This window comes from Amycolatopsis iheyensis (genome assembly GCF_024703995.1).
GTDB lineage: Bacteria > Actinomycetota > Actinomycetes > Mycobacteriales > Pseudonocardiaceae > Amycolatopsis > Amycolatopsis iheyensis.
Window position 1 is genome coordinate 136,790 of sequence record NZ_JAMXQV010000014.1, and the last position, 21,171, is coordinate 157,960.

General features: G+C 71.0%; 19 protein-coding genes, 1 tRNA gene and 1 pseudogene. 18 read left to right on the top strand and 3 right to left on the bottom strand.

The window, feature by feature from the left end; genetic code table 11:
* Nucleotides 1-21 precede the first annotated feature (21 nt).
* From M8542_RS25965 to M8542_RS25975, 3 genes are all read left to right on the top strand, one after another.
* Nucleotides 22-1,794, top strand: coding sequence for a hypothetical protein (locus tag M8542_RS25965; RefSeq protein WP_257922847.1), 1,773 nt, complete (start codon nt 22-24; stop codon nt 1,792-1,794).
* Nucleotides 1,795-1,883: 89 nt separating this feature from the next.
* A complete protein-coding gene (locus M8542_RS25970; RefSeq protein ID WP_257922848.1) occupies nt 1,884-2,507 on the top strand; it encodes a hypothetical protein in 624 nt (207 codons plus the stop codon).
* 70 nt (nt 2,508-2,577) lie between these two features.
* Nucleotides 2,578-4,137, top strand: a complete 1,560-nt coding sequence (locus M8542_RS25975) for a serine/threonine-protein kinase (RefSeq protein WP_257922849.1) — start codon at nt 2,578-2,580, stop codon at nt 4,135-4,137.
* Here M8542_RS25975 and M8542_RS25980 read toward each other — a convergent pair.
* Nucleotides 4,122-4,799, bottom strand: coding sequence for an alpha/beta hydrolase (locus tag M8542_RS25980; protein WP_257922850.1), 678 nt, complete (start codon nt 4,797-4,799; stop codon nt 4,122-4,124). The genes M8542_RS25975 and M8542_RS25980 overlap by 16 nt on opposite strands.
* A gap of 134 nt (nt 4,800-4,933) precedes the next feature.
* Between M8542_RS25980 and M8542_RS25985 the strand changes: the two genes are divergently transcribed.
* From M8542_RS25985 to M8542_RS25995, 3 genes are all read left to right on the top strand, one after another.
* Complete coding sequence (locus tag M8542_RS25985; RefSeq protein WP_257922851.1) at nt 4,934-5,473, top strand: DUF2716 domain-containing protein; 540 nt, start codon at nt 4,934-4,936, stop codon at nt 5,471-5,473.
* A gap of 33 nt (nt 5,474-5,506) precedes the next feature.
* Complete coding sequence (locus M8542_RS25990) at nt 5,507-5,908, top strand: immunity 7 family protein (protein WP_257922852.1); 402 nt, start codon at nt 5,507-5,509, stop codon at nt 5,906-5,908.
* A 74-nt stretch (nt 5,909-5,982) separates the two neighbouring features.
* Entirely contained in the window at nt 5,983-6,273 is a 291-nt protein-coding gene (locus M8542_RS25995; protein ID WP_257922853.1) for a YiaA/YiaB family inner membrane protein, read from the top strand.
* Between the two features lie 37 nt (nt 6,274-6,310).
* Here the strand turns inward: M8542_RS25995 and M8542_RS26000 are convergent, their stop codons facing one another.
* Together M8542_RS26000 and M8542_RS26005 are read right to left on the bottom strand one after the other, a co-directional pair.
* The gene (locus M8542_RS26000) at nt 6,311-7,771 is read right to left on the bottom strand and encodes a phosphocholine-specific phospholipase C (protein ID WP_257922854.1); all 1,461 of its coding nucleotides are present in this window, start codon (nt 7,769-7,771) and stop codon (nt 6,311-6,313) included.
* Between the two features lie 209 nt (nt 7,772-7,980).
* Nucleotides 7,981-8,053 (bottom strand) — tRNA-Gly (locus M8542_RS26005).
* A 188-nt stretch (nt 8,054-8,241) separates the two neighbouring features.
* On the opposite strand from M8542_RS26005, the gene M8542_RS26010 reads away from it, so the two are divergent.
* From M8542_RS26010 to M8542_RS26065, 12 genes and pseudogenes are all read left to right on the top strand, one after another.
* Nucleotides 8,242-9,774: a sigma-70 family RNA polymerase sigma factor gene (locus tag M8542_RS26010; protein ID WP_257922855.1), complete on the top strand. Its 1,533-nt coding sequence runs from the start codon at nt 8,242-8,244 to the stop codon at nt 9,772-9,774.
* Nucleotides 9,775-9,887: 113 nt separating this feature from the next.
* Nucleotides 9,888-10,328: a DUF983 domain-containing protein gene (locus tag M8542_RS26015; protein WP_257922856.1), complete on the top strand. Its 441-nt coding sequence runs from the start codon at nt 9,888-9,890 to the stop codon at nt 10,326-10,328.
* 39 nt (nt 10,329-10,367) lie between these two features.
* Nucleotides 10,368-11,228 (top strand): Fpg/Nei family DNA glycosylase, encoded by an 861-nt coding sequence (locus M8542_RS26020; protein WP_257922857.1) that lies wholly within the window; start codon nt 10,368-10,370, stop codon nt 11,226-11,228.
* A gap of 248 nt (nt 11,229-11,476) precedes the next feature.
* Entirely contained in the window at nt 11,477-12,802 is a 1,326-nt protein-coding gene (locus M8542_RS26025; protein ID WP_257922858.1) for a histidine kinase, read from the top strand.
* 19 nt (nt 12,803-12,821) lie between these two features.
* Nucleotides 12,822-13,667 (top strand): S49 family peptidase, encoded by an 846-nt coding sequence (locus tag M8542_RS26030; RefSeq protein WP_257922859.1) that lies wholly within the window; start codon nt 12,822-12,824, stop codon nt 13,665-13,667.
* A 48-nt stretch (nt 13,668-13,715) separates the two neighbouring features.
* Nucleotides 13,716-15,308: an acyl-CoA synthetase gene (locus M8542_RS26035; RefSeq protein ID WP_257922976.1), complete on the top strand. Its 1,593-nt coding sequence runs from the start codon at nt 13,716-13,718 to the stop codon at nt 15,306-15,308.
* Entirely contained in the window at nt 15,309-16,415 is a 1,107-nt protein-coding gene (locus M8542_RS26040) for a TetR/AcrR family transcriptional regulator (protein WP_257922860.1), read from the top strand.
* A 117-nt stretch (nt 16,416-16,532) separates the two neighbouring features.
* On the top strand, nt 16,533-17,459 hold the full coding sequence (locus M8542_RS26045) for a glycoside hydrolase family 16 protein (RefSeq protein ID WP_257922861.1): 927 nt from the start codon (nt 16,533-16,535) through the stop codon (nt 17,457-17,459).
* 254 nt (nt 17,460-17,713) lie between these two features.
* Nucleotides 17,714-17,887, top strand: a pseudogene (locus M8542_RS26050) (carbohydrate-binding protein); the annotation flags it as partial.
* Between the two features lie 75 nt (nt 17,888-17,962).
* Entirely contained in the window at nt 17,963-18,799 is an 837-nt protein-coding gene (locus M8542_RS26055) for a LytR/AlgR family response regulator transcription factor (RefSeq protein WP_257922862.1), read from the top strand.
* A gap of 12 nt (nt 18,800-18,811) precedes the next feature.
* Nucleotides 18,812-19,336, top strand: a complete 525-nt coding sequence (locus tag M8542_RS26060; protein ID WP_257922863.1) for a hypothetical protein — start codon at nt 18,812-18,814, stop codon at nt 19,334-19,336.
* Nucleotides 19,337-19,366: 30 nt separating this feature from the next.
* Entirely contained in the window at nt 19,367-21,157 is a 1,791-nt protein-coding gene (locus M8542_RS26065) for a sodium/solute symporter (protein WP_257922864.1), read from the top strand.
* Nucleotides 21,158-21,171: the final 14 nt, after the last annotated feature.

Here is a 21,171-nt window from a genome sequence, read left to right on the forward strand (position 1 = left end):
GGCGTTCAGAGGGGAGCCCACGTGACCACCGAAGCACCACCCAGGCCGCCGCGCGCGCTCGGCCGCCTGCGCCCGACCAGCCGCGCCCGCGAAGGCCTGTTCTCGCTGATCGTCGGCGGCGTCCTGGCGGCGCTGTTCAACTACCCCGTGCTGCTGCACCCGAAGTCGGCCGTCACCGCCGACCTCGGCGACCCGCTGCTGCAGGCGTGGCAGCTGGCCTGGCAGCACAACTTCGCCACCGACGGCGGGCCACTGTGGACGGGCAACACGCTCTTCCCGGCGATCGACAGCTTCGCCTTCTCCGACTCGCTGCTCGGCTACCTGCCGCTGACGCTCTTCGGCAACGGCCAGTACGCGGCGATCTTCCGCTACAACATCGTCTTCCTGATCGCCTTCGCGATGGCGTACGCGGGCGCGTACCTGCTGGTGCGCCAGCTGGGCGGGAACTGGCAGGCCGCGGCGCTCGCCGGCGTCGCGTTCGCATGGGCGCCCTGGCGGCTGACCCACATCAGCCACCTCAACATCCTTTCCTCGGGCGGGATCGCCCTCGCGCTCTTCGCGCTGGCCCGCGGGCACGGCTACTCCCTGCGGCACGGCCGCCGTCCCGAGCTGGCCCGCCCGTGGTGGGCGTTCGTCGGCTGGGTGGTCGCGGCCTGGCAGGTGACGCTCGGGTTCGCCGTCGGCCTCCCGTTCGTCTACCTGCTGGGCGTCGTCGGGCTCGTGATCCTCGTGGTGGCGCTGCGGAACTGGCGGACCTTCGGCACCCGGCTGGCGGTCCTGAACGGCGCGGGTGTCGTGGTGTTCCTGGTCGTCACGTACCTGATGACCATCCCGTTCCGGCAGGTCGTCGCCGACTACGGGTTCAACCGGCCCTGGGAAGAGGTGAAGGTCTTCTCGCCACCGGCGGACGGGCTGTTCACCACGCTCAGCTCGACCTGGCTCTGGCAGGGCACCCCGCTGGACCCGAACACCGGCATCCTGGTCGACTCGAACTGGCTCATGCAGCCCGGCGCGTCCGAGAAGGTCCTGTTCCCCGGGCTGGCGCTGCTGGTCGTCGCGCTGGTGGGGCTGTTCTACAGCGCGTGGTCGGTGCGGGTGCGGGTGTCCTTCGGCGTCGCGTCCGTAGTGGTGTTCGTCTTCGCGATGGGCTCGCAGTTCTTCGGCGGCGACTACACCTATTACATCCTGTGGAAGTACCTCCCGGGCTGGGACGCGCTGCGCACGCCCGGCCGCCTGATGCTCTGGGTGATCCTGCTGCTGATCCTGCTCGCGGCGGGCGCGCTGACCCGCGCCGGCGAGTGGCTGCGCGACCGCGACACGACCTACGACCGCGGCCGGTTCCTTCAGCTGCTGCTCGTCGTGCCCGCGCTGTTCGCGCTGGTCGAGGGCATTCCGGACGTGCCGCACCCGTCACCGCCGGGCATCCCGCCGGACCTGGCCGCGACCTTCCGCGACGACCCGCGCCCGGCGGCGATCCTGCCGATGGTCCAGGAGCCCGACCGGCCGTTCAGCGAGTTCGTCTACCAGTTCTGGTCCGTCGAGGGCTTCCCGAAGCTCGCCAACGGCCACAACGGGCTGCTGCCGCCGGAGTACCTCGAGATCAACGCGGCGTTCAAGACGTTCCCGGACGTCCACAGCGTCGACGTCATGCGCAAGTACGGCATCCCGCGCGTGCTGGTGCTGAAGGTCGGCGCGGCCGGGACGCCGTACGAGCAAGCGCTCACCAAGCCGCTGGACGGCCTGCCGCTGACCCGGACCGAGTCCACCGACCTGGTCACCTTCACCCTGCGCTAGTCACCTCTTCGGCCCCGGAAACTGTCGTACATATGTTCTAAAATGGGCGGTGTCCAGGGGAGATGCCGCCCGCACCCGCGGGTGGCGTGATGGAGGAAGGCAGGGCCATGGCCTACATCACCCTGCCCACGTTCGTGGGCTACAGCGCGAGTTCCGGTCCGTCGCGGTCGTCGTTCGTCCGGCGGCAGCGCCGGCTGTACGAGGACCCGGCGCGGGCCGCGTTCAACTACTACCGGCGGGCGGCCAACGCCGTGCGCTCCGGCCGGGCGGCGAACCAGGACGAGGTCGCGCTGCGCGCCCTCGTCAACGCGGCCGACGACCGGACGAAACCGCACTACGCGGCAATCGCCGAGGGCTGGCTGCGCTACCTCGGCCGCAAGTCGCCGCGGCTGGTCGAGGTCGGCCGCGGCCGCTGCCGGATCGGTGAGCTCGAGATCGGCGTCAGCCCGCAGCTCGGCCTGCGCAAGAGCGATGGCCGCCGCTACGCGACCTGGCTCTACTTCAAGGAGGAGCCGCTCACGAAGGACTCCGCGCAGCTCGCGCTGTGGGTGCTGGAGCAGGCGATGCCGGACGTCCTGCCGGGCGGCCACGCGCTGGTGATCGACGTCCGGCGCAGCAAGGAGTTCCGGCTGTCCGACCGCGACCGTGAGCGGCTGCGCCCCTGGGCCCGCAGCGAGGCGTCGGCGTTCCTGACCCTCTGGGACGCCGCCTGACCCGGGGAGGCGCCGGACCCGTCCGGCGCCTCCCCGTTAGCATCGCCCCCGAGCGTTCAGGGGGGCGACGATGAGACTGGTCGCGGGGCGGTACGCGATCTCGGCCGAGCTGGGCCGGGGCGGCATGGGCGTCGTCTGGCGCGCCGAAGACCGGGTGCTCGGGCGGCCGGTCGCGCTGAAGGAGCTGGCCACCCCGCCGGGCACCAACCTCGAGCGCGTCATGCGCGAGGCGCGCACCGCGGGCCGGCTCAACGACCCCGGCGTCGTCACGGTGTACGACGTCGTCAGCGAGCACGGCGCCACCTTCATCGTCATGGAGCTGGTGGTCGCGCCCACGCTCGCCGACATCGTCGGCCGCGAGGGGCCGCTGGCGAACGACCGCGTGGCCGCGCTCGGCCTGCAGGTCCTCAGCGCGCTCGAAAGCGCGCACGCGGCCGGCATCGTGCACCGGGACGTCAAGCCCAGCAACATCATGGTGCTGCCCGGCGACCGCGTGAAGCTCGCCGACTTCGGCATCGCGCGGGCGATGGACGACCCTTCCTTGACCCAGACCGGCGGCGTCATGGGGTCGCCCGGCTACATGGCGCCGGAGCTGTTCGCCGGGGCCGGCCCGTCGCCCGCGACGGACCTCTGGGCCCTCGGCGCGACGCTGTTCCACGCCGCCGAAGGCCGCGCGCCGTTCCAGCGCACCACCACGGCCGCCACGCTGCACGCGATCATGTACGACCAGCCGGTGTTCGAGAACTGCCGCGGCCCGCTCGCCGACGCCGTGCGCGGGCTGCTCACGCAGTCCACTTCGGACCGGCTCGGCGCGACCGGCCTGCGCGGGCTGCTGCAGGCCGCGCGCAGCGCGATCACCGACTCGCCGACCCAGGCCGTCGACCCGGCTTCGCTGCCGACGATCGTCTTCGAACCCGTGACGGCGAAGGTGGCCGCGCCGGCACCGACCACAGTGGACTGGGACCGGCCGCGCAAGAGGCGGCTTCCGTTGGTGCTGACCGGCGTCGCGGTGGCGGTGGTCGCCGCGCTGGGCGCGATCTTCCTGCTGAAGCCGGACACCACGACGCCGGTGACCGCGGGCGCCCCGGGTCCGGCGGGCACGACGACGACGTCGACCTCCGCGACGCCGACGCACCCGAAGTCCAACCCCAAGAAGTCTTCGGCGCCGCCGACCACGAGCGCGTCGGCGTTGCCGGGCGCGAGTTCCGCCGCCGTCCCGCCGCCGTCGAGCGCCGGCGACAAGCCGCACCCCGCCGAGGTGCCGCTGATCCGCTACCACCACCCCGAAGGCGGGCACTTCAGCGCCACGAAGAAGGTCGGGCCGCCGGCCGGGTTCACGAAGGAAGGCGTCTTCGGCTCGCTCGTCGCGACGGCCGAGCCGGGCACGCGGAAACTGTTCGCCTGCAAGGTGAAGGACCAGAAGGACTGGTTCACCTCGACCGACCAGAGCGGCAAGTGCGAAGGCCAGCAATCGCTCGGCCTGCTCGGCCACATCTACGCGAACCCGCCGTCGTGGGCGGGGGCGCGGGCGCTCTACCGCTGCAACGCGGGCGCCAGCCACTTCGACTCGCTCGACGCGGGCTGCGAAGGCAAGACGAAGGAGTTCCTGATGGGCTACGTCGTCGTCTGAAGCAGCACCTCGGCCACCAGCTCCGGCCGCGTGACGAACGGGTGGTGCGCCACCGGCAGCTCGACGACGTCGGTCGCGCGCGCCGCCTGTTCCCGTTGCTTGTCCGGGGGAGTCGCGCGGTCCTCGCCGCACACGACGTAGGTCGACGGGACCGCGTGCCAGGCGGGGTTAGTCACCGGCTGCCCGAACACGACCTCGTTCTGCGGCGCCAGCCGGTCCACGGCCGCCGCGTACGTCGCGTCGTCGAAGTCCTGCGCGAAGAGCGGCCGGACCAGTTCCTCACGGACGCTCGCGGTGCCGTCGCCGTGGCTGAGCTGCCACGGCGGGGGCTCGCCGGGGCCGAAGTCCGCGAGCGCCTGGCCGGCGTCGGGCAGGAACGACGCCACGTAGACGAGCCGGTGGACCGCCGGGTGGTCGCCGGCTTCGGAGAGCACCACCCCGCCGTAGGAGTGCCCGACGAGCAGCGTGGGCTCGTCGGAGGCGTCGAGCAGGGCGCGGACGGCCGCGACGTCGTCGTGGAGATCGCCGCGCGGCTCGCGCTCGCAGCTCGGCAGCACCGCCGCTGAACTGCGCAGACCGTGCCGCTCGAGGACGTCGGCGGTCGGCTGCCACCACCAGGCGCCGTCGCGGACGAAGGCCCCGTGCACGAAGAGAACCCGCATGGTGACAATCTGGCAGAACCCACCCGGTCGAGTGACACAGTTCGCGCGCAGCGGACGAGGACTGGACAAACCGGAGGTCGAACACGAAGCTTTCGCGTGTTCTTCCGCGCCTGGCCAACTCGAAGGTCGAAACAGTGAATGCTGCCTGGGAAGCCGTCTCCCGCGTCGCCGACGAACCCGCCTGGTACTGGGTGTACGACAAGCTGGCGTTCTGGCCGAGCACCTACGCCCACGCCTGGCCGGGGTTCCGCGAGCCCGCGCCGTCACGCACCTGGGACCTCTCGCCCGGCGACCTGGACCGCGCCTCGGCCGAGTTCCGCCTCGGCCCGTACGCCGTCGAAGAGCACCAGGTCGCGGCGATCGCGATGGCGGCGTTCCGCGAGGTCTGCGGCCCGGACGGCTGGCTGTGGGCCCTGCACTGGCAGCACCAGTCCTACCGGGTGCGCCCGCACCTGATGACCCCCGGCGCGCGCTGGCCGGTGCCGGTGTTCCCGCGCGCGGACTACCACTTGTTCGTGGCGTCGGACTTCTCGTTCGGCACGCTCGGCCACCCGTGGGAACGCACGCTCTGCGTGTTCGGCGACAAGCTCGTGCCGGCGTTCGAGCGGCACGGCGAAGGCGTGCTGACGAACGTCCTGCGCCGCGACGGGAAGCCGTCGGCGCTGGCCCGCTGAGCTCGCGGTTGATCTCTTGCTACCGTTCTGCGGGTGTTCGAGTATCACGGCTGGGCGACCATCCAGGCGACCGCGAGCGGCGACGACGACGCGGCGTTGCTGGAGCGTCTCGTCGACCGCGTGCACCGCGCGATCCGCGACGCGGGCGACTTCGACCTGGTCGACCTCCGCTGGAGCGCGGGCATGCCGATGCTCCACTTCGGCGGCTTCGACAAGCACGGCGGCCGCCTGGCCCCGGAGCTCCTGGAGCTGTTCACCCGGGTCGGCGAGCTGGCCCCGGGCTCGTACGGCCTGATGTACGTCTGGGACGACCAGGACACCGAGCACGACAACGACTTCCGCGTCTACCGCATGGCCCGCGGCCAGGTGACCGAACGCGAAGACCCGCACCTGACCCCGGTGGCCCCGACGGTCCTGGACGTCTACGAGCTGTAGCTGTAGCCGCATCGCAACCGCGGCTGAGTAGAACTGCTCAAGACACCCGCGGGCCCCGGCGAGACCGTGGTCACATGACCAAATCCGGAACTTCGTCCCCCACCACGACGGCTTTCTACATCCAGGCGGCCATCTCGTTCGGCTTGGCGCTGGCCGCGGTCATCGGCGGCATCGCGTACCTGCCGGTCGACGGCTGGATCCGCGGTTTCCTCGCCCTCGGCGCGCTCTACCTGGTCACCTCGACCTTCACCCTCGCCAAGTGCGTGCGCGACAGACAGGAGGAGACCTCCGTGGTCTCCCGCGTCGACCAGGCCCGGCTCGACAAGCTCCTCGCCGAGCACGATCCCTTCCAGAGCGCCGTGTGAAACCGGGGACGGCCGGAAGCCGGCCGTCCCCCGCACATCAAGGCAACCGCGGCCGGCGGCCCGGCTCCTGCTTCGGCGGCTTCTGGTCGGCGCCCGGGAACGTCGGCGCCGGCAGGTTCGCCTGCTCGTAGCGCGACAGCGTCAGCGGGCCGGCCGTGTCCGGCAGCACCGGCGGCTGCGCCTTGCGGTCGTGGAAGCGGAACGCCGAGGTCAGGTCCCCGAAGGTGCGGCGGCGCCAGCCGGAGATGTTCGGCTCCGCCACACCCGTCACTTTTTCCAGGAACCGCAGCGTCGACGTGTGGTCGAAGTTCTCACTGCACACCCAGCCGCCCGCGGTCCACGGCGAGACGACGATCGCCGGGACGCGGTAGCCCGCGCCGACCGGGAGACCGCCGCCCGCGGTGCCGCTCGGGGACGTCTTCGTGACGAACTCACCCGGCGTCCCGGCCGGCGGCGTCGGCGGGACGACGTGGTCGAACAGCCCGTCGTTCTCGTCGTAGTTGAGGATGAACACCGTCTTGGCCCAGACGTCCGGGTTGGCCGCGATCGCGTCGATCTTCGACGCCACGAACGCGGCGCCCTCGGCCGGCGTGTACTGCGGGTGCTCCGACGCCGTCGAGGTGCAGATGATCCAGGAGACCGTCGGTAGCTTGTCGTTGCGCGCGTCGTACTCGAACTGGCCTTCGGGGCGGTGCGTGAGGCCGTTGACCACCAGCGGCGAGTCCGCCGGCGCGTTCCGGAAGTTCGCGAACTGCTCGAGCATGTTGCAGCCGTAGGTGTCGCTCTGCTCGTACACCTTCCAGCTGACGCCGGCCGCCTGCAGCCGCTCGGCGTACGTCGTCCAGGTGTAGCCGCCGGCGGGCGCGTGGTTGTCGAGGATCGGGCCGCCGTGTTCGCCGTCGGGGTCGACCGTGCCGGTCATCCACATCATCCGGTTCGGCCAGGTCGGGCCGAGCACCGAGCAGTGGTAGGCGTCGCAGATGGTGAAGGCCTCGGCGAGCGCGAACTGGAACGGCAGGTCCGCGCGGGTGTGGTAGCCCATCACGTACGGCCCGTTCTTGCCGTCGGCCTTGCGGTGCGCCGGCAGCCAGCTGTCCATCTTGCCGCCGTTCCAGGCGTCGTGCTGGACCTGCCAGGCGTGCGACGTCGACGGGATCTTCTGCGCGTTGGTGGCGTGCGTGTCGAGGTGGAACGGCAGTGCGTAGCCCGCCGGGTTCTCGGCGTCGGGCTGGTAGAAGACGGGCTTCCCGTTGGGCAGCTTCGCGGCGTGCGGGTCCCCGAACCCGCGCACCCCGGACAGCGTCCCGAAGTAGTGGTCGAAGGACCGGTTCTCCTGCATGAGCAGCACGACGTGCTCGATGTCCCGGAGCGATCCGTGCTTCGGCGCGCCCTGGGCGAGGGCCCGCTGGACGTTCGGCGGCAGCAGGGTGGCGGCGGCCGCGGTGGCGGCGGCACCGGCGGCCCCACCGAGGAGACGACGACGAGTCAGTTCGGTCATGCCAGCACGATCACGCCCGAGCATCACCCGAAGAGGTGGCTTCCGGCGAACCCCGTCGGAACACGAGATGAAAACGAGTACCGAACCCTGACAAACCCCGTCAGAAGGTAACGGCGACCCCTGTGATGGCGGTCACGTCCGGCGGCGAAGCAGGGTGCGAACGTGAAAAATCCCTGCCCGGATGCCCCGAGCAGGGATTTTCGATCTTGAGCGGATGACGGGATTCGAACCCGCGACCCTCACCTTGGCAAGGTGATGCGCTACCAGCTGCGCTACATCCGCACTGCCTTGCTGATGGAAGAGACTCTATACCCTCCGCCAACTGCTCCGATGAGCGGGTCCCCCAGTGCCCTGACCCGGTGCTTCGGTGTCACAGCTGGCGTACAAGGGGTGACGACGGCTGATTCCCTCCGTATGGTGTCCCCATTCGACCGAATGGGGAGACCTTCGGGGAGGAGGTGCCGGGCCGGATGACCGAGCTGGGCACGGTGCCGCCACCAGCGGCCTCGGAATCCGACGAGCAGGCACTGCTGCAACGGCTTCGCAACGGTGAGGACGCTGCCTTCGGGGAGCTGTTCGAGCTGCACGCCGCCGCCGTCCGGAGACTGGCGCAGAGCCTCGCCTCCGACCGGTCCGAGGCCGAGGACATCACCGCGGAGACGTTCTTCCGCGTGCTGCAGGCCCTCCGCCGTGGCTCCGGCCCCCGCGACTACGTCCGCGCCTACCTCCTCACCGTCGCCCGCCGCGTCTCCTGGGAGTGGCACGGCGCCCGCCGCGACGTCCCGGTCTCCGACGACGAGCTGACCTTCCGCGCCGGCGCGGGCACCGACACGCACGCCCGCACGGCCGAGCACACGCTGATCACCACCGCGTTCACCAGCCTGCCCGAGCGCTGGCGGACCGTGCTCTGGCAGACGGAGGTCGAGGGCGAGCAGCCCGCGATGGTCGCCACGCACTTCGGGCTGAGCGCGAACGCGACCGCGGCGCTGGCCCGGCGGGCCCGGCAGGGCCTGCGCGCGGCCTACTTGCAGGCCCACCTGTCGGTCAGCCGCGGGCCGGACTCGTGCCGCGCGGTCGTCGAAAAGCTCGGCGGGTTCACCGCGGGCAGCGTCACCGGCGCCGAGGCCGAGCGGATCAAGGCGCACCTGCACGGCTGCGTGTCGTGCCGCGCCACCCAGGACGAGCTGCGCGACGTCTGCTCGTCGCTGCGCGCGCACGCCGGGGTGCTGGTGCTGCTGGTGCCGGCCGCGGGTGCCGCGGCGAGCGGCGGCGGCGTGCTGACCGGGCTGGGCGCGGCGGTCAAGGGTGTGCTGGTCGGCTCGAAGGTCAAGATCGGGCTCGCGCTGGCGTCGACCGCGGCCGTGGGCGCCGTCGGCGTCGCGGCCGGGCCGGTGTTGTTCGGCTCGACCCCGGTGCAGGACGTCGGGCTGACCGGCGGGGCGCCCGAGCTCGTGGTCGTGCCGCCGTCCGAGACGCACCACCAGCCACCGCCCCAGCAGCAAGACCCGCACATCGGCATCGGCGTGCTCAACGGCCGCGGCACCGGGGTCTCGGTCCCGGTGCGGCCGCGGTCCGGCGGCGGCCACCTCGGCGCCGACGAGGTGCCGTACGTGCCCGCGGGCGACGTCCCGGCCGGCAGCGTGGACGAGCCCAGCGGCGAAGAGGGCGTCGGCCCGCGTGACGACGTGCCGACGTCGTCGACGTTCAGCACCCCCGACCACTCCTCGACGTCGCCGCGGCTCGACTCGGAGACCCCGAGCCCGGACATGACGATCACCAGCGACTCGCCGACGCCGGACAGCGCCGGCACACCCGAGCTGTCGCCGACCGACTCGTCGCCGACGACGACCAAGCCCGAGCCGACCGACGACGGCACCGAGACGACGAAACCGTCGACGACGGTGACGCCGACGTCCGGCAAGCCCTGGCCGACGCGCCCGTCCGATGTCACTGGTTCGAGCGAACCGGCGGATTCGACCGCGACCGAGCCGTCGGGTTCCTGAGCAGCGGTGATCAACTTCGCGCGGTGGGATGTCCGATTCCGCCCTCGCGCGGTCGAGCCCGCGCACGGTACCGTTGTGCTGCTCACCCTGCGGGCGGCCCTGGAGGCAACTGAATGAACCGGCTGGTACGCGGCGAAGACGGCCGCGACTGGGTGGTCCGTGCCCAGATGGAATGGCGCGCGCCGGCGACGGCCGACGACTTCGAACACGACGTCGCGGGCAGCTATGGCCCGGGCATCGCGATGATCGTGGTCACCGCGCTGCTGGCCGTAATCCTCGTGGTGTGGACGCCGAACGAGGTCAACATCCCCGCGTGGGTGCTGCTGGCGCTGCTGCTCGTGGTGCTGTTCTTCCCGCTGCGGTGGATCCTGCGCCGGCCCTGGACGGTCGTCGCGGAGACCGAAGGCGACATGACCGGCGACCGGCCGTCCGAACGCTGGGTCGGCACCATCCGCGGCATGTTCACCGTGCAGGGCGAGGTCAAGAAGATCTCCAAGACCATCCAGCGGCACTCGCTGCCCGACTTCGACGGGCCGCTGCACCCGGTCGAATAGCGAGTACCGGAATTCGGCCGAAGGGGTGAAACTGGGGGTATGCCCGAGCTGCCCGAGGTCGAAGCACTGGCCCACCACCTGCGTGAGAACGCCGTCGGCGAGACGATCTTCCGCATCGACGTCGCGTCGCTGAGCGTCCTCAAGACCGCGACCCCGCCGTGGACCGACCTGCACGGCCGCGAGATCACCGGCGCGACCCGCCACGGCAAGCACCTCGACGTCGTCGCCGGCGATCTGCACATGGTCGTCCACCTGGCCCGCGCGGGCTGGCTGCGCTGGTCCGACGGCCTGGCCGCGGCGCCGCTCAAGCCGGGCAAGGGCCCGATCTCGCTGCGCGTCCACCTCGAGTCGGCCACCGGGCCGGGGTTCGACCTCACCGAAGCGGGCACGAAGAAGGGCCTCGCGGTGTGGATCGTGAAGGACCCGCAGGAGATCGCGAGCGTGGCGCGCCTGGGCCCCGACGCGCTCGTGCTGGACGCGGGCCGGTTGCGGGAGCTGTTCGCCGGCAAGAACACCCGGCTGAAGTGGGCGCTGACCGACCAGTCGCTGATCGCCGGCATCGGCAACGCCTACTCCGACGAGATCATGCACCGAGCGAAGCTCTCGCCGTACGCGACGATCGGCAAGCTGGACGACGGGGCACTGGAGACCCTGGCGGAAGCGATCGTCGAGATCGAGTCCGACGCGGTCCAGCGCTCGGTCGGCCAGAAGGCGGCGCGGCTGAAGGGGGAGAAGCGCTCGGGCCTGCGGGTCCACGCCCGAACGGGCCTCCCGTGCCCGGTCTGCGGCGACACGATCCGCGAGATCTCGTTCGCCGACAAGTCGTTCCAGTACTGCCCGACCTGCCAGACGGGCGGGAAGCCACTGGCCGACCGCCGGATGTCGCGGCTGCTGAAGTAGCCAGATTCGCCCGTTCGGCCGCACGTGCTGCGCCAGGCGTCCCGAGCACCGCCGTCGAAGCTGTCGAAACCGCGTTCTTCCTGCGGTTTTCACTGGACGGGGTGGAACAGGCCAGGCCCTCCGCGTGTTGCGGACAGTGACCGTGACGGGCTGGTTCCGACTCTGAGTAGGGTCAGCTCAACCCTCGGTCATCACAGTTGGACAGAAAGTGGGAACAGGCCTTGCACCCGGTTGGTCGAGCGCAGAGCATGGACGCCGTGTCCGGGTTTCCGCTTGCGCAGATCATCCCGTGGGGTGTCGCGGTACTGCTCCTCATCGTGGTGGTCGTGCTGCTCGTGAAGCAGCGCAAGCCGGCCAGTGTGGTCGAGGACGCGATGCTGCAGGCCGTGCACCGGATGTCGAAGGCCGCCCCCAACCTCCGCTCGGGCCTGGACGAGGACGCCGCCGACAAGATCACCACCCAGCTGCTGCAGATGCTCGACTGCGTTGCCGTCGGCATCACCGACAGCGAAGGCACGCTGCTGTCCTGGGACGGCGAGGCGAACGAGCACTACGTCGACCTCGTCGACGCGATCGGCGCCGCCATCCGCAAGCACCGCCGCGAGGTCGTCGCGCACGACCGGATGCCCTGCAACCACCGCGGCACCTGCCGGATGAAGACCGCGGTCATCGTGCCGCTGCTGGTCGAGGGCGAGACCGAGGCGGCGCTGATCGTCGTCGGCCGGACCCGTGGCCGGCTCGTGCAGATGGCCGACGCCGTGGCGCAGTTCGTCTGCACCCAGTTCGAGCTGTCCCGGCTCGACGAGTCGAAGCAGCAGCTCCAGCAGGCCGAGATCAAGGCGCTGCGCGCGCAGATCTCGCCGCACTTCGTCTACAACGCGCTCAACACGATTTCCGCGCTGATCCGCACGGATCCCGAAGAGGCGCGAGAGCTGCTTCAGGACTTCGCGGACTTCACGCGCTACTCGTTCCGGACGTCGGGCATGTTCACCTCGCTCGCCGAGGAGCTGCGCAACATCGACCGCTACCTGACCATCGAGAACGCCCGCTTCGGCGGCCGGCTCGAGGTGCGGATGAAGATCGCGCCCGAGGTGCTCAGCGTCGTCGTGCCGTTCCTGATCATCCAGCCGCTGGTGGAGAACGCGGTCAAGCACGGCCTGGCCAGCAAGCCCAGCGGCGGCTGCGTCACCGTCATCGCGCAGGACCACGGCACCGAGGCCCTGATCAGCGTCGAGGACGACGGCATCGGCATGGACCCGCGGCGGCTGCGCGACGTCAAGAACGCGCACAGCACCGGCGCGCACGTCGGGCTCGGCAACATCAGCCAGCGCATGCAGCAGGTCTTCGGCAGCGACTACGCCGTGATGGTCGAGACCGCGCCGGGCGCCGGCATGAAGGTGACGCTGCGGGTGCCGAAGTTCGTCCCGGGTGTCCGGCCCAACATGCCGGACTACAGCGCCGAGAGCGACACGGGCGAAGCCGACGTCCCGGCCCAGGCCGGCCCGGCCCAGCTGAACGGTGCTGAAGTGAACGGCGTCAACGGCACGCGGTCGGGCATCCTCCCCATGGGCTGAATCCCGCTAGCCTGGGGTTATGAGCGTTACGGACAAACTGGCTTCGCGGATCCCGGTGCTCGCCGACCGGGTCGAGCGCAAGGACGTCGTGGCCGTGGTGAAGCTGCACGGTGTGATCACGCCGTCGCCGTCACCGCTGGCCAGGGGCGCGATCAACCTGGCCACCGTCGAGTCGGCGCTGACCAGGGCGTTCGGCCACGAGCGGCTGAAGGCGGTCGCGCTGCTGGTGAACTCGCCCGGCGGCGCCCCGACGCAGTCCGGGCTGGTCGCCGAGCGGATCCGGCAGCTGGCCGACGAGAAGCAGGTGCCGGTGCTGGCGTTCTGCGAGGACGTCGCGGCGTCCGGCGGCTACTGGCTGGCCTGCGCGGCCGACGAGATCTTCGCCCACCGCACGTCGATGGTCGGCTCGATCGGCGTGATCAGCGGCGGCTTCGGGTTCACCGGGCTGCTGGAGCGGTTCGGCATCGAACGGCGGCTGCACACGGCGGGCGCGAACAAGTCGCGCCTCGACCCCTTCTCGCCGGAGAAGCCCGAAGACGTCGAGTGGCTGAAGAAGATGCACACCCAGCTCCACGACCTGTTCGTCGGCTGGGTCAAGGAGCGCCGCGGCACCCGGCTGACCGACGTCGAGGACCTGTTCACCGGCGACGTCTGGCTCGGCCAGAAGGCGCTCGACCTGGGCCTGATCGACGGCCTCGGCAGCCTCCGCCAGATCATCACCCAGCGCTACCCGGACGCCGAAATCTCGGTGGCCGAGCCGAAGCGGCCGCTGCTGGCCCGCCTCGGTGTCGGAGCGCCGGCCGCGGCGTCGGCGGTGCTGGACGCGGTCACCCACAAGGCGGCTTGGTCCCGCTTCGGGCTCTAAATCCTTCCTCGGCTGCTTCCGGCGGCCGAGGTCTGGCCTCCTAAGTGAATCCACGTTAGGCTATGTGAATCAGCGCTAGGGGACCGGACCGCGAAGGAGCGGCGGATGCACCTCACGCAAACCCTCCACCAGGCCGTGCAGCAGGGGCCCGACCGGCCGATGACCGTGTTCGGCGACCGGGTCCGGACCGTGGCCGAGGTCGCCGAGCGCGTTCCGCGGTTCGCCGGGGCGCTCAAGGAGCTCGGCGTCGGCGCGAGCGACCGCGTCGGGATCCTCGCCCTCAACTCCGACCGCTACCACGAGTACCTCCTGGCGGTGCCCTGGGCGAACGCCGTGCTCAACCCGGTCAACATCCGCTGGAGCCCGGCGGAAATCGCCTACTCGCTCACCGAGTCCGACACGCGCGTGCTGCTCGTCGACGACGCTTTCGCCGCCATGGTCCCGAAACTGGGCGACATCGCCACGGTGATCCACATCGGCGACGCGCCGACGCCGGACGGAATGCTCGGCTACGAAGACCTCATCGCCGAAGCCGGCCCGATCGAGGACGCGCGCCGCGGCGGCGACGACCTGCTCGGCGTCTACTACACCGGCGGCACCACCGGCACGCCCAAAGGTGTCATGCTCAGCCACCGCAACCTGCTGACCTCGGCGCTGGGCAGCCTCGCCACCGGCCGCTTCCTCACCCCGCGCGGGAAGCTGCTGCACGCCGCGCCGATGTTCCACCTGGCCGACGGCGCGGCCTGGGCGGCCGGGCAGCTCGTCGGCTCGACGCACGTGATCGTCCCGATGTTCACCCCGGCCGGGGTGCTCGGCGCGATCAGCGGCGAGCGGGTCACGGACACGCTGCTGGTGCCGACGATGATCCAGCTGCTCGTCGACCACCCGGACGTCGAGCGGCACGACCTCACGTCGATGAAGAACGTCGTGTACGGCGCTTCGCCGATCTCCGAGGCCGTGCTCGAACGCGCGCGGAAGACGTTCCCCGGCGCGGGTTTCGTGCAGGCGTACGGCATGACGGAGCTGTCGCCGGTCGCGACGCTGCTGTCCGCGGAGGACCACGACGATCCGGCGCTGCGCCGTGCCGCCGGCCGGGCCGCGCCGCACGCCGAGGTCCGGGTCGTCGACCCCGAAGACGTCGAGGTGCCGCGCGGCACGGTCGGGGAGATCGTCTGCCGCGGCGACCACGTGATGCTCGGTTACTGGAACCGGCCCGACGAGACGGCGTCGGCGCTGCGCGGCGGCTGGATGCACACCGGCGACGGTGGGTACATGGACGAGCGCGGGTACGTTTTCGTCGTCGACCGGATCAAGGACATGATCGTGAGCGGTGGGGAGAACGTGTACTCGGCCGAGGTCGAGAACGCGCTGGCGAAGCACCCGGCGGTGGCCGCGTGCGCGGTGATCGGCGTGCCCGACGAACGGTGGGGCGAGCGGGTGCACGCCGTCGTCGTGCTCCGGGAGGGCCGGGCCGCGACCGGCGACGAGCTGCGTGACTTCTGCCGCGAGGCGATCGCGGGGTACAAGGTTCCGCGCACCCTCGAGTTCACCGACGCGCTCCCGATGTCCGGCGCGGGCAAGATCCTCAAGCGGGAGCTGCGGAAGCGGCACTGGACCGACGGCGACCGCGGGGTCCACTGAGTGTCCGCACCCGCTCGCGGCACCCGGCCGCGCAACCGCCGCGCGCTGATCGTCGCCGCGGCCGCGGACCTGTTCTTCCGCCGCGGCTACCCGCACGTCGGGATGGGGGACATCGCCGAGGCCGTCGCGATCGGGCCGTCCGCGCTGTACCGGCACTTCCGCGGCAAGCAGGAGCTGCTCGCGGAGGTCGTGCGGGACGCGTTGGGCGCGCTGGCCGGCACCGACCTAGCCGAGCTGGCGGCGGGCACGCTCGACCGGCGCGGGGTCGGCGTCCTGTGGCAACGCGAGTCCCGCCACCTCGAGCCGGCCGAACGCCGTCGCGTCGGCGAGCCGCTGGTCCGGCAGGCGGAGCGGCTGGCCGGGGCGTTGCGCGACCGGCGCCGGGAGCTGAGCGCCGACCAGGCGGACCTGCTGGGCTGGGCCGTGCTCGGGGTGCTGGTGAGCGTGTCGTTCCAGCGCGTCGACCTGCCGCGGCCGGCCTACGACGAGCTGATGACGACGCTCGCCGGGACGGTCGCCGACGTCGTCCTCCCGGACCTGGGGCAGCGGCGGCCCGAGCCGGTCACCGAATCGGCGTCCCGGCGCGAGCTGCTGCTGACGACCGCGACCCGGCTGTTCGCCGAGCGCGGCTTCCACAGCGTCGCCATCGAGGAGGTCGGGACGGCGGCCGGGATCGCCGGGCCGAGCGTCTACCACCACTTCGACAGCAAGGCCGAGCTGCTGATGACGGCCCTGCGCGCCGGCGCCGACGCCCTCTCCGGGAGGACGGCGTCCTTGCCGACGCTGCTGCGGACCTACACCGGGTACTCGCTGGCCCACCACCACGTGGTCGACCTGCTGATAACGGAGGTCGGGTTCCTGCCGGAACCCGAGCGGCACGAGCTGCGCCGCACCCAGCGCGAGTACGTCGAAGCGTGGGTCGGCCTGCTCCGCGAGCAGCGGCCGGGCCCGGCCCGCGTGCGCGTCCAGGCCGTCTTGACCGTGGTCAACGACGTCGCCCGGACGCCGCACCTGCGCACGCTGCCCGGCATCGAGGACGCGTTGTACGTCATCGGTTCGGCTCTGCTGGGGCTGTCCGATTCGGGTAGTTCCGGGCATAGTTTGTGACCTGGCTCACTCTTCCCGGGTAACGCCCCTGGCGATCTTCCCGTGCTCGGGAGTCCCCTTGTCGACGGGCTTTGTTGTGACCCGCAACAAATCCGGCTCGACAAGGAGGTCGTTCCGATGCCCCACCTCTCCCGTTCCCTTGGCGCCGCGCTCGGCGCCGCTGTCATCGCCATCCCGCTGACCCTCGCGGCCGCCGCGTCCATCCCGCCGCCCGAAGCGGGCTGGACCACGGTGTTCGCCGACGACTTCACCGGCGGCGCCGGCACGCTCCCGGCCGCGTCGAACTGGATCGTCGACACCGGCCACGCCTACCCCGGCGGCCCGGGCAACTGGGGCACCGGCGAGATCCAGAACTACACGGCCAGCACGTCGAACCTCGCCCAGGACGGCGCGGGCAACCTCCGCATCACGCCGTTGCGCGACGGCGCCGGCAACTGGACGTCGGCCCGGATCGAAACCCAGCGCACCGACTTCAAGCCGCCGGCGGGCGGGGTCATGCGGATCGAAAGCCGGATCCAGATGCCGAACGTCACCGGCGCGGCGGCGCTGGGCTACTGGCCGGCGTTCTGGGCCCTCGGCGGTCCGTACCGCGGCAACTGGTGGAACTGGCCGGCCATCGGCGAGTTCGACATCATGGAGAACGTCAACGGGATCAACTCGGTCTGGGGCGTCATGCACTGCGGCGTCAACCCGGGCGGCCCGTGCAACGAGACGACGGGCATCGTGGCGAACCGCGCGTGTCCCGGCAGCAGCTGCCAGTCGGCGTTCCACACCTACCGCTTCGAGTGGGACGCGAGCGTCAGCCCCCAGGTGTTCCGCTGGTTCGTCGACGGCCAGCAGTTCCACTCGGTGAGCCAGAACCAGGTGGACGCGACGACGTGGGCCAACATGACGAGCCACCAGGGCTATTTCGTGCTGCTGAACGTCGCGATCGGCGGCGCGTTCCCGAACAACAACTCCGGCACGACGACACCGGGGCCGGGCATCGTGCCGGGCCGCCCGATGGTGGTCGACTACGTGACGGTCTCGAGGCGTTCCAGCTGACTCCGGGGAGCACCGCCCGGCAACCTCGCCATGCTGCTGCCGGTGCTCGCGGAGGGCACGCACCCCCGGCCGTGCCGGGGCTTCCAGCCGCCGACCGGCGAGGTCATCCACAGGCCGGCCCCGTTGTGGACAACCGCACCCGCAACGCTGCCGGAACCCGGTTGTTGTCCGCACCCGCCGATACGCTGGACCAGGGACGCCCCCCAGGGAGGGTGGGGGCCTGTCCTGTTGGCCCTCTTGCCGGAACAGCCCTGGCCAACGCGCCGATCGGCAGCTTCGCGGTGGGCAACACGGGCGGCTGGCAGAGCTGGCGCACGATCCCGGCGAACATCACGGCGGTGACGGGCACGCACAACGTGTACCTGACGTTCACGAGCGGCCAGCCGGCCGACTTCGTGAACCTCAACTGGTTCACCTTCGTGCACTGAGACGGGGGCCCGCGCCCGGCGCGGGCCCCACTTAAGGCGGACGGGGGCTGGACATTGCACTCGGCAATGGGCAGGATGCGTTTCACTGTGAGTGCTCACGATGACACCCGGAAGCTCGTGGTCCTGGCTGTGGACGACGAGCCTCGAGGACTGGACGAACTCGTCCACTGCCTGCGCAACAGCCCGCACGTGGCCAAGGTGTTCCCGGCGATCGACGCGTCCGAGGCGCTGCGACTGCTGTCCACCGACGACCCGCGCCTGCGCGAGCGCAAGGACCGCGGCCTGCCGATCGTCGACGCCGTCTTCGCGGACATCGACATGCCCGGGTTGTCCGGCATGGAGATGTCGCGCGTGTTCGCCGCGCTCCGGCCGTCGCCCGCGCTGGTCTTCGTGACCGGGCACGCGGAGGAGGCCGTCAACGCCTTCGACCTCGGCGCGCTCGACTACGTGCTCAAGCCCTACCAGCAGGATCGCCTCGACCGCGCGATCTCGCGCGTGATGGAGAAGCTGGCCTCGGCCGCGGCGCCCACCCCGGGCGCCATGGGTGGCGAGCCCGGCGTGAAGAACGACGACGAGGTCATCCCGGTCGAGCTGGCCGGCACCACCAAGCTCATCCCGCGCTCCTCGGTCCGCTGGGTCGAGGCGCAGGGCGACTACGCGCGGTTGTTCACCACCGAAGGCAGCCACCTGGTCCGCATCCCGCTGGCCCAGCTCGAAGAACGCTGGGAGAAAGCCGGGTTCGTCCGGATCCACCGGTCGTTCCTGGTCGCCCTCCCGCTGATCACCGAGCTGCGCATGGGCCAGGGTGGCTACCAGGTCGTGATCGGCAACGAAGAAAAAGTGCTGCCGGTGAGCCGGCGGCACACCCGGGCGCTGAAGGACCGGCTGGTCGGTTCGGGCCGGAACGGCTGACCTGGGCAGGTCATGACCGACGACTTCTACGACCGCCGCGCGAACGGCGTGCGCGAACCCGATCCGACGCTCGGCCGACGCCCCCGGCCGCTGCCGCAGCCGACGGAACAAGCCGTCGTCGAGTCGCTTCCGCCGGCACCGGACGGCGAGCCGCCGCCGAAGCCGGAGCACCACGCGAAACCCAAGCGGGAGCGAGTGATCCTCGCCGACCCGCGCCGCGGCGCCGGCACCCTGCGCGCCCGCGTCGAGCTGGAAGAGCAGACCAGCTGGGGAAAGCTGCTGGTGCGCGATCACCTGGTGAAGGTGCAGCTGCGGACGGCGGTGCTGCTGGCGCTGCTCGTCGTCGGCGTGTTCGGTTCGCTGCCGGTGTTGTTCTACCTGGTTCCCGGGTTCTCCCGGTTGAGCCTGGGCGGCATCCCGGTGGCGTGGCTGATCCTCGGCGTGCTGCCCTTTCCGTTCCTGTTCGGCGTGGGCATTTGGTACAACCGGCTCGCCGAACGCAACGAACGTGCGTTCGTGGACATGATCGAAAACTAGTTTCCGCACGACTCGTGCGAGGATTCCCCCGTGCAGCTGAACCCGTGGGCGTTGACCGGCATCGTGCTGGTCGCCGTGGTGACCTTCTTCCTCGGTCACCGGTCGTCGCGGTCGGCCACGAGCACCCACGACTTCCTGGTCGCGCGGCGCACCGTGCGGTCCCGGCGCAACGCCGCCGCGATCTCCGGTGAGTACCTGTCCGCGGCGTCGTTCCTCGGCATCGCCGGGATCGTCCTCAAGGACGGCGCCGACGCGCTGTGGTTCCCGATCGGCTTCACCGCGGGCTACCTCGCGCTGATGCTCTTCGTCGCGGCGCCGCTACGGCGTTCCGGCGCGTACACGCTGCCCGACTTCGTCGAGATGCGCCTCGGCTCGCAGGGCCTTCGCCGGTTCTCGACGGCGTTCGTCGTGTTCATCGGGATCCTCTACATGGTCCCGCAGCTGCAGGGCGCCGGCCTGACGCTGGCGACGATCCTGCCGGTGCCGGTGTGGGCCGGCGCGGTCGCGGTGATGGTCGTGGTGGCGTTCAACGTGATCGCCGGCGGCATGCGCGCGATCACCGTCGTCCAGGCGTTCCAGTACTGGCTCAAGCTGTTCGCGATCGCGGTGCCCGCGTTCGTGCTGTGCATGGTCTTCTTCGCCGGCGGCGGCCCCGACGGCTTCCGCCCGCTCGGCGCGCCCGCGCCGCCGGTCTTCACCAGCGACACCACCGTGGACGTGCAGACCGACGTCACGCTGCACGTCACTTCGGACACCTTCTTGTACGCCTACGGCCGCACCGACAACGGTCCCGCCGCCGGGCCGACGCACTGGACGCCGCTCGCCCCGCACTCGGTTTCCGAGGGCACCACGCTGAAGTTCCTGGCCGGCACACCGGTCCCGGTGGTCACCGACTCGGTGGCGGACAACGCGAACTGGCTGCACCCGGCGTCGGGCAGCCTCACCGACCTGCTCCAGACGTACTCGCTGATGTTCGCGACGTTCCTGGGCACGATGGGCCTGCCGCACGTGCTGGTCCGCTTCTACACCAACCCCGACGGCAAGGCGGCGCGCCGCACCACCGTGCACGTCCTGCTGCTGCTCGGGCTGTTCTACCTGTTCCCGACGCTGCTCGGCGCGCTGTCCCGGATGTACGTCCCGGAGCTGCTGGTCACCGGCAAGACGGACGCGGCGATCCTGCGGCTGCCCTCGGCGATCCTGCCGGGCGTCGGCGGCCAGATCCTGGGCGCGGTCACCGCGGCCGGCGCGTTCGCCGCGTTCCTGTCGAGCACGTCGGGGCTGCTGGTGAGCGTCGCCGGGGTGGTGTCGACCGACCTGCTGCCGGGCCGGGTGCGCGACTTCCGCGTCGCCACCGTGCTCGTCGCGCTGTTCCCCATCGCGCTGGCGCTCCTGCTGCGGTCCGAAGACATCTCGCTGTCGATCGGGCTGACGTTCGCGCTCGCCGCGTCGACGTTCAGCCCGTTGCTGGTCCTGGGTATCTGGTGGCGGAAGCTGTCCTGGCCGGGTGCGCTGGCCGGGATGTTCGTCGGCGGCGGCCTGGTGCTGGCCGCGCTGGTGATCAACGTCGTGAGCGGCTACACCGGCGGCTGGGCGCCGTGGTTCGTCAACCAGCCGGCGCTGATCACCGTGCCGGCCGCGTTCGTGACGACGTACCTGGTCAGCCGCGTCACCGGCTACGGCCGCCCGGACCACGTGCACGACATCATGCTGCGGCTGCACGCGCCCGATCCGCTCGGCTTCATGCGAGACAGAGCAGTGGCGCGATTCGGACAAGCCGAAGAAAAGACGCGAATTGCCGGTCGGGGTCGGCACCGCAAGTAATGCGCTGACAGTCA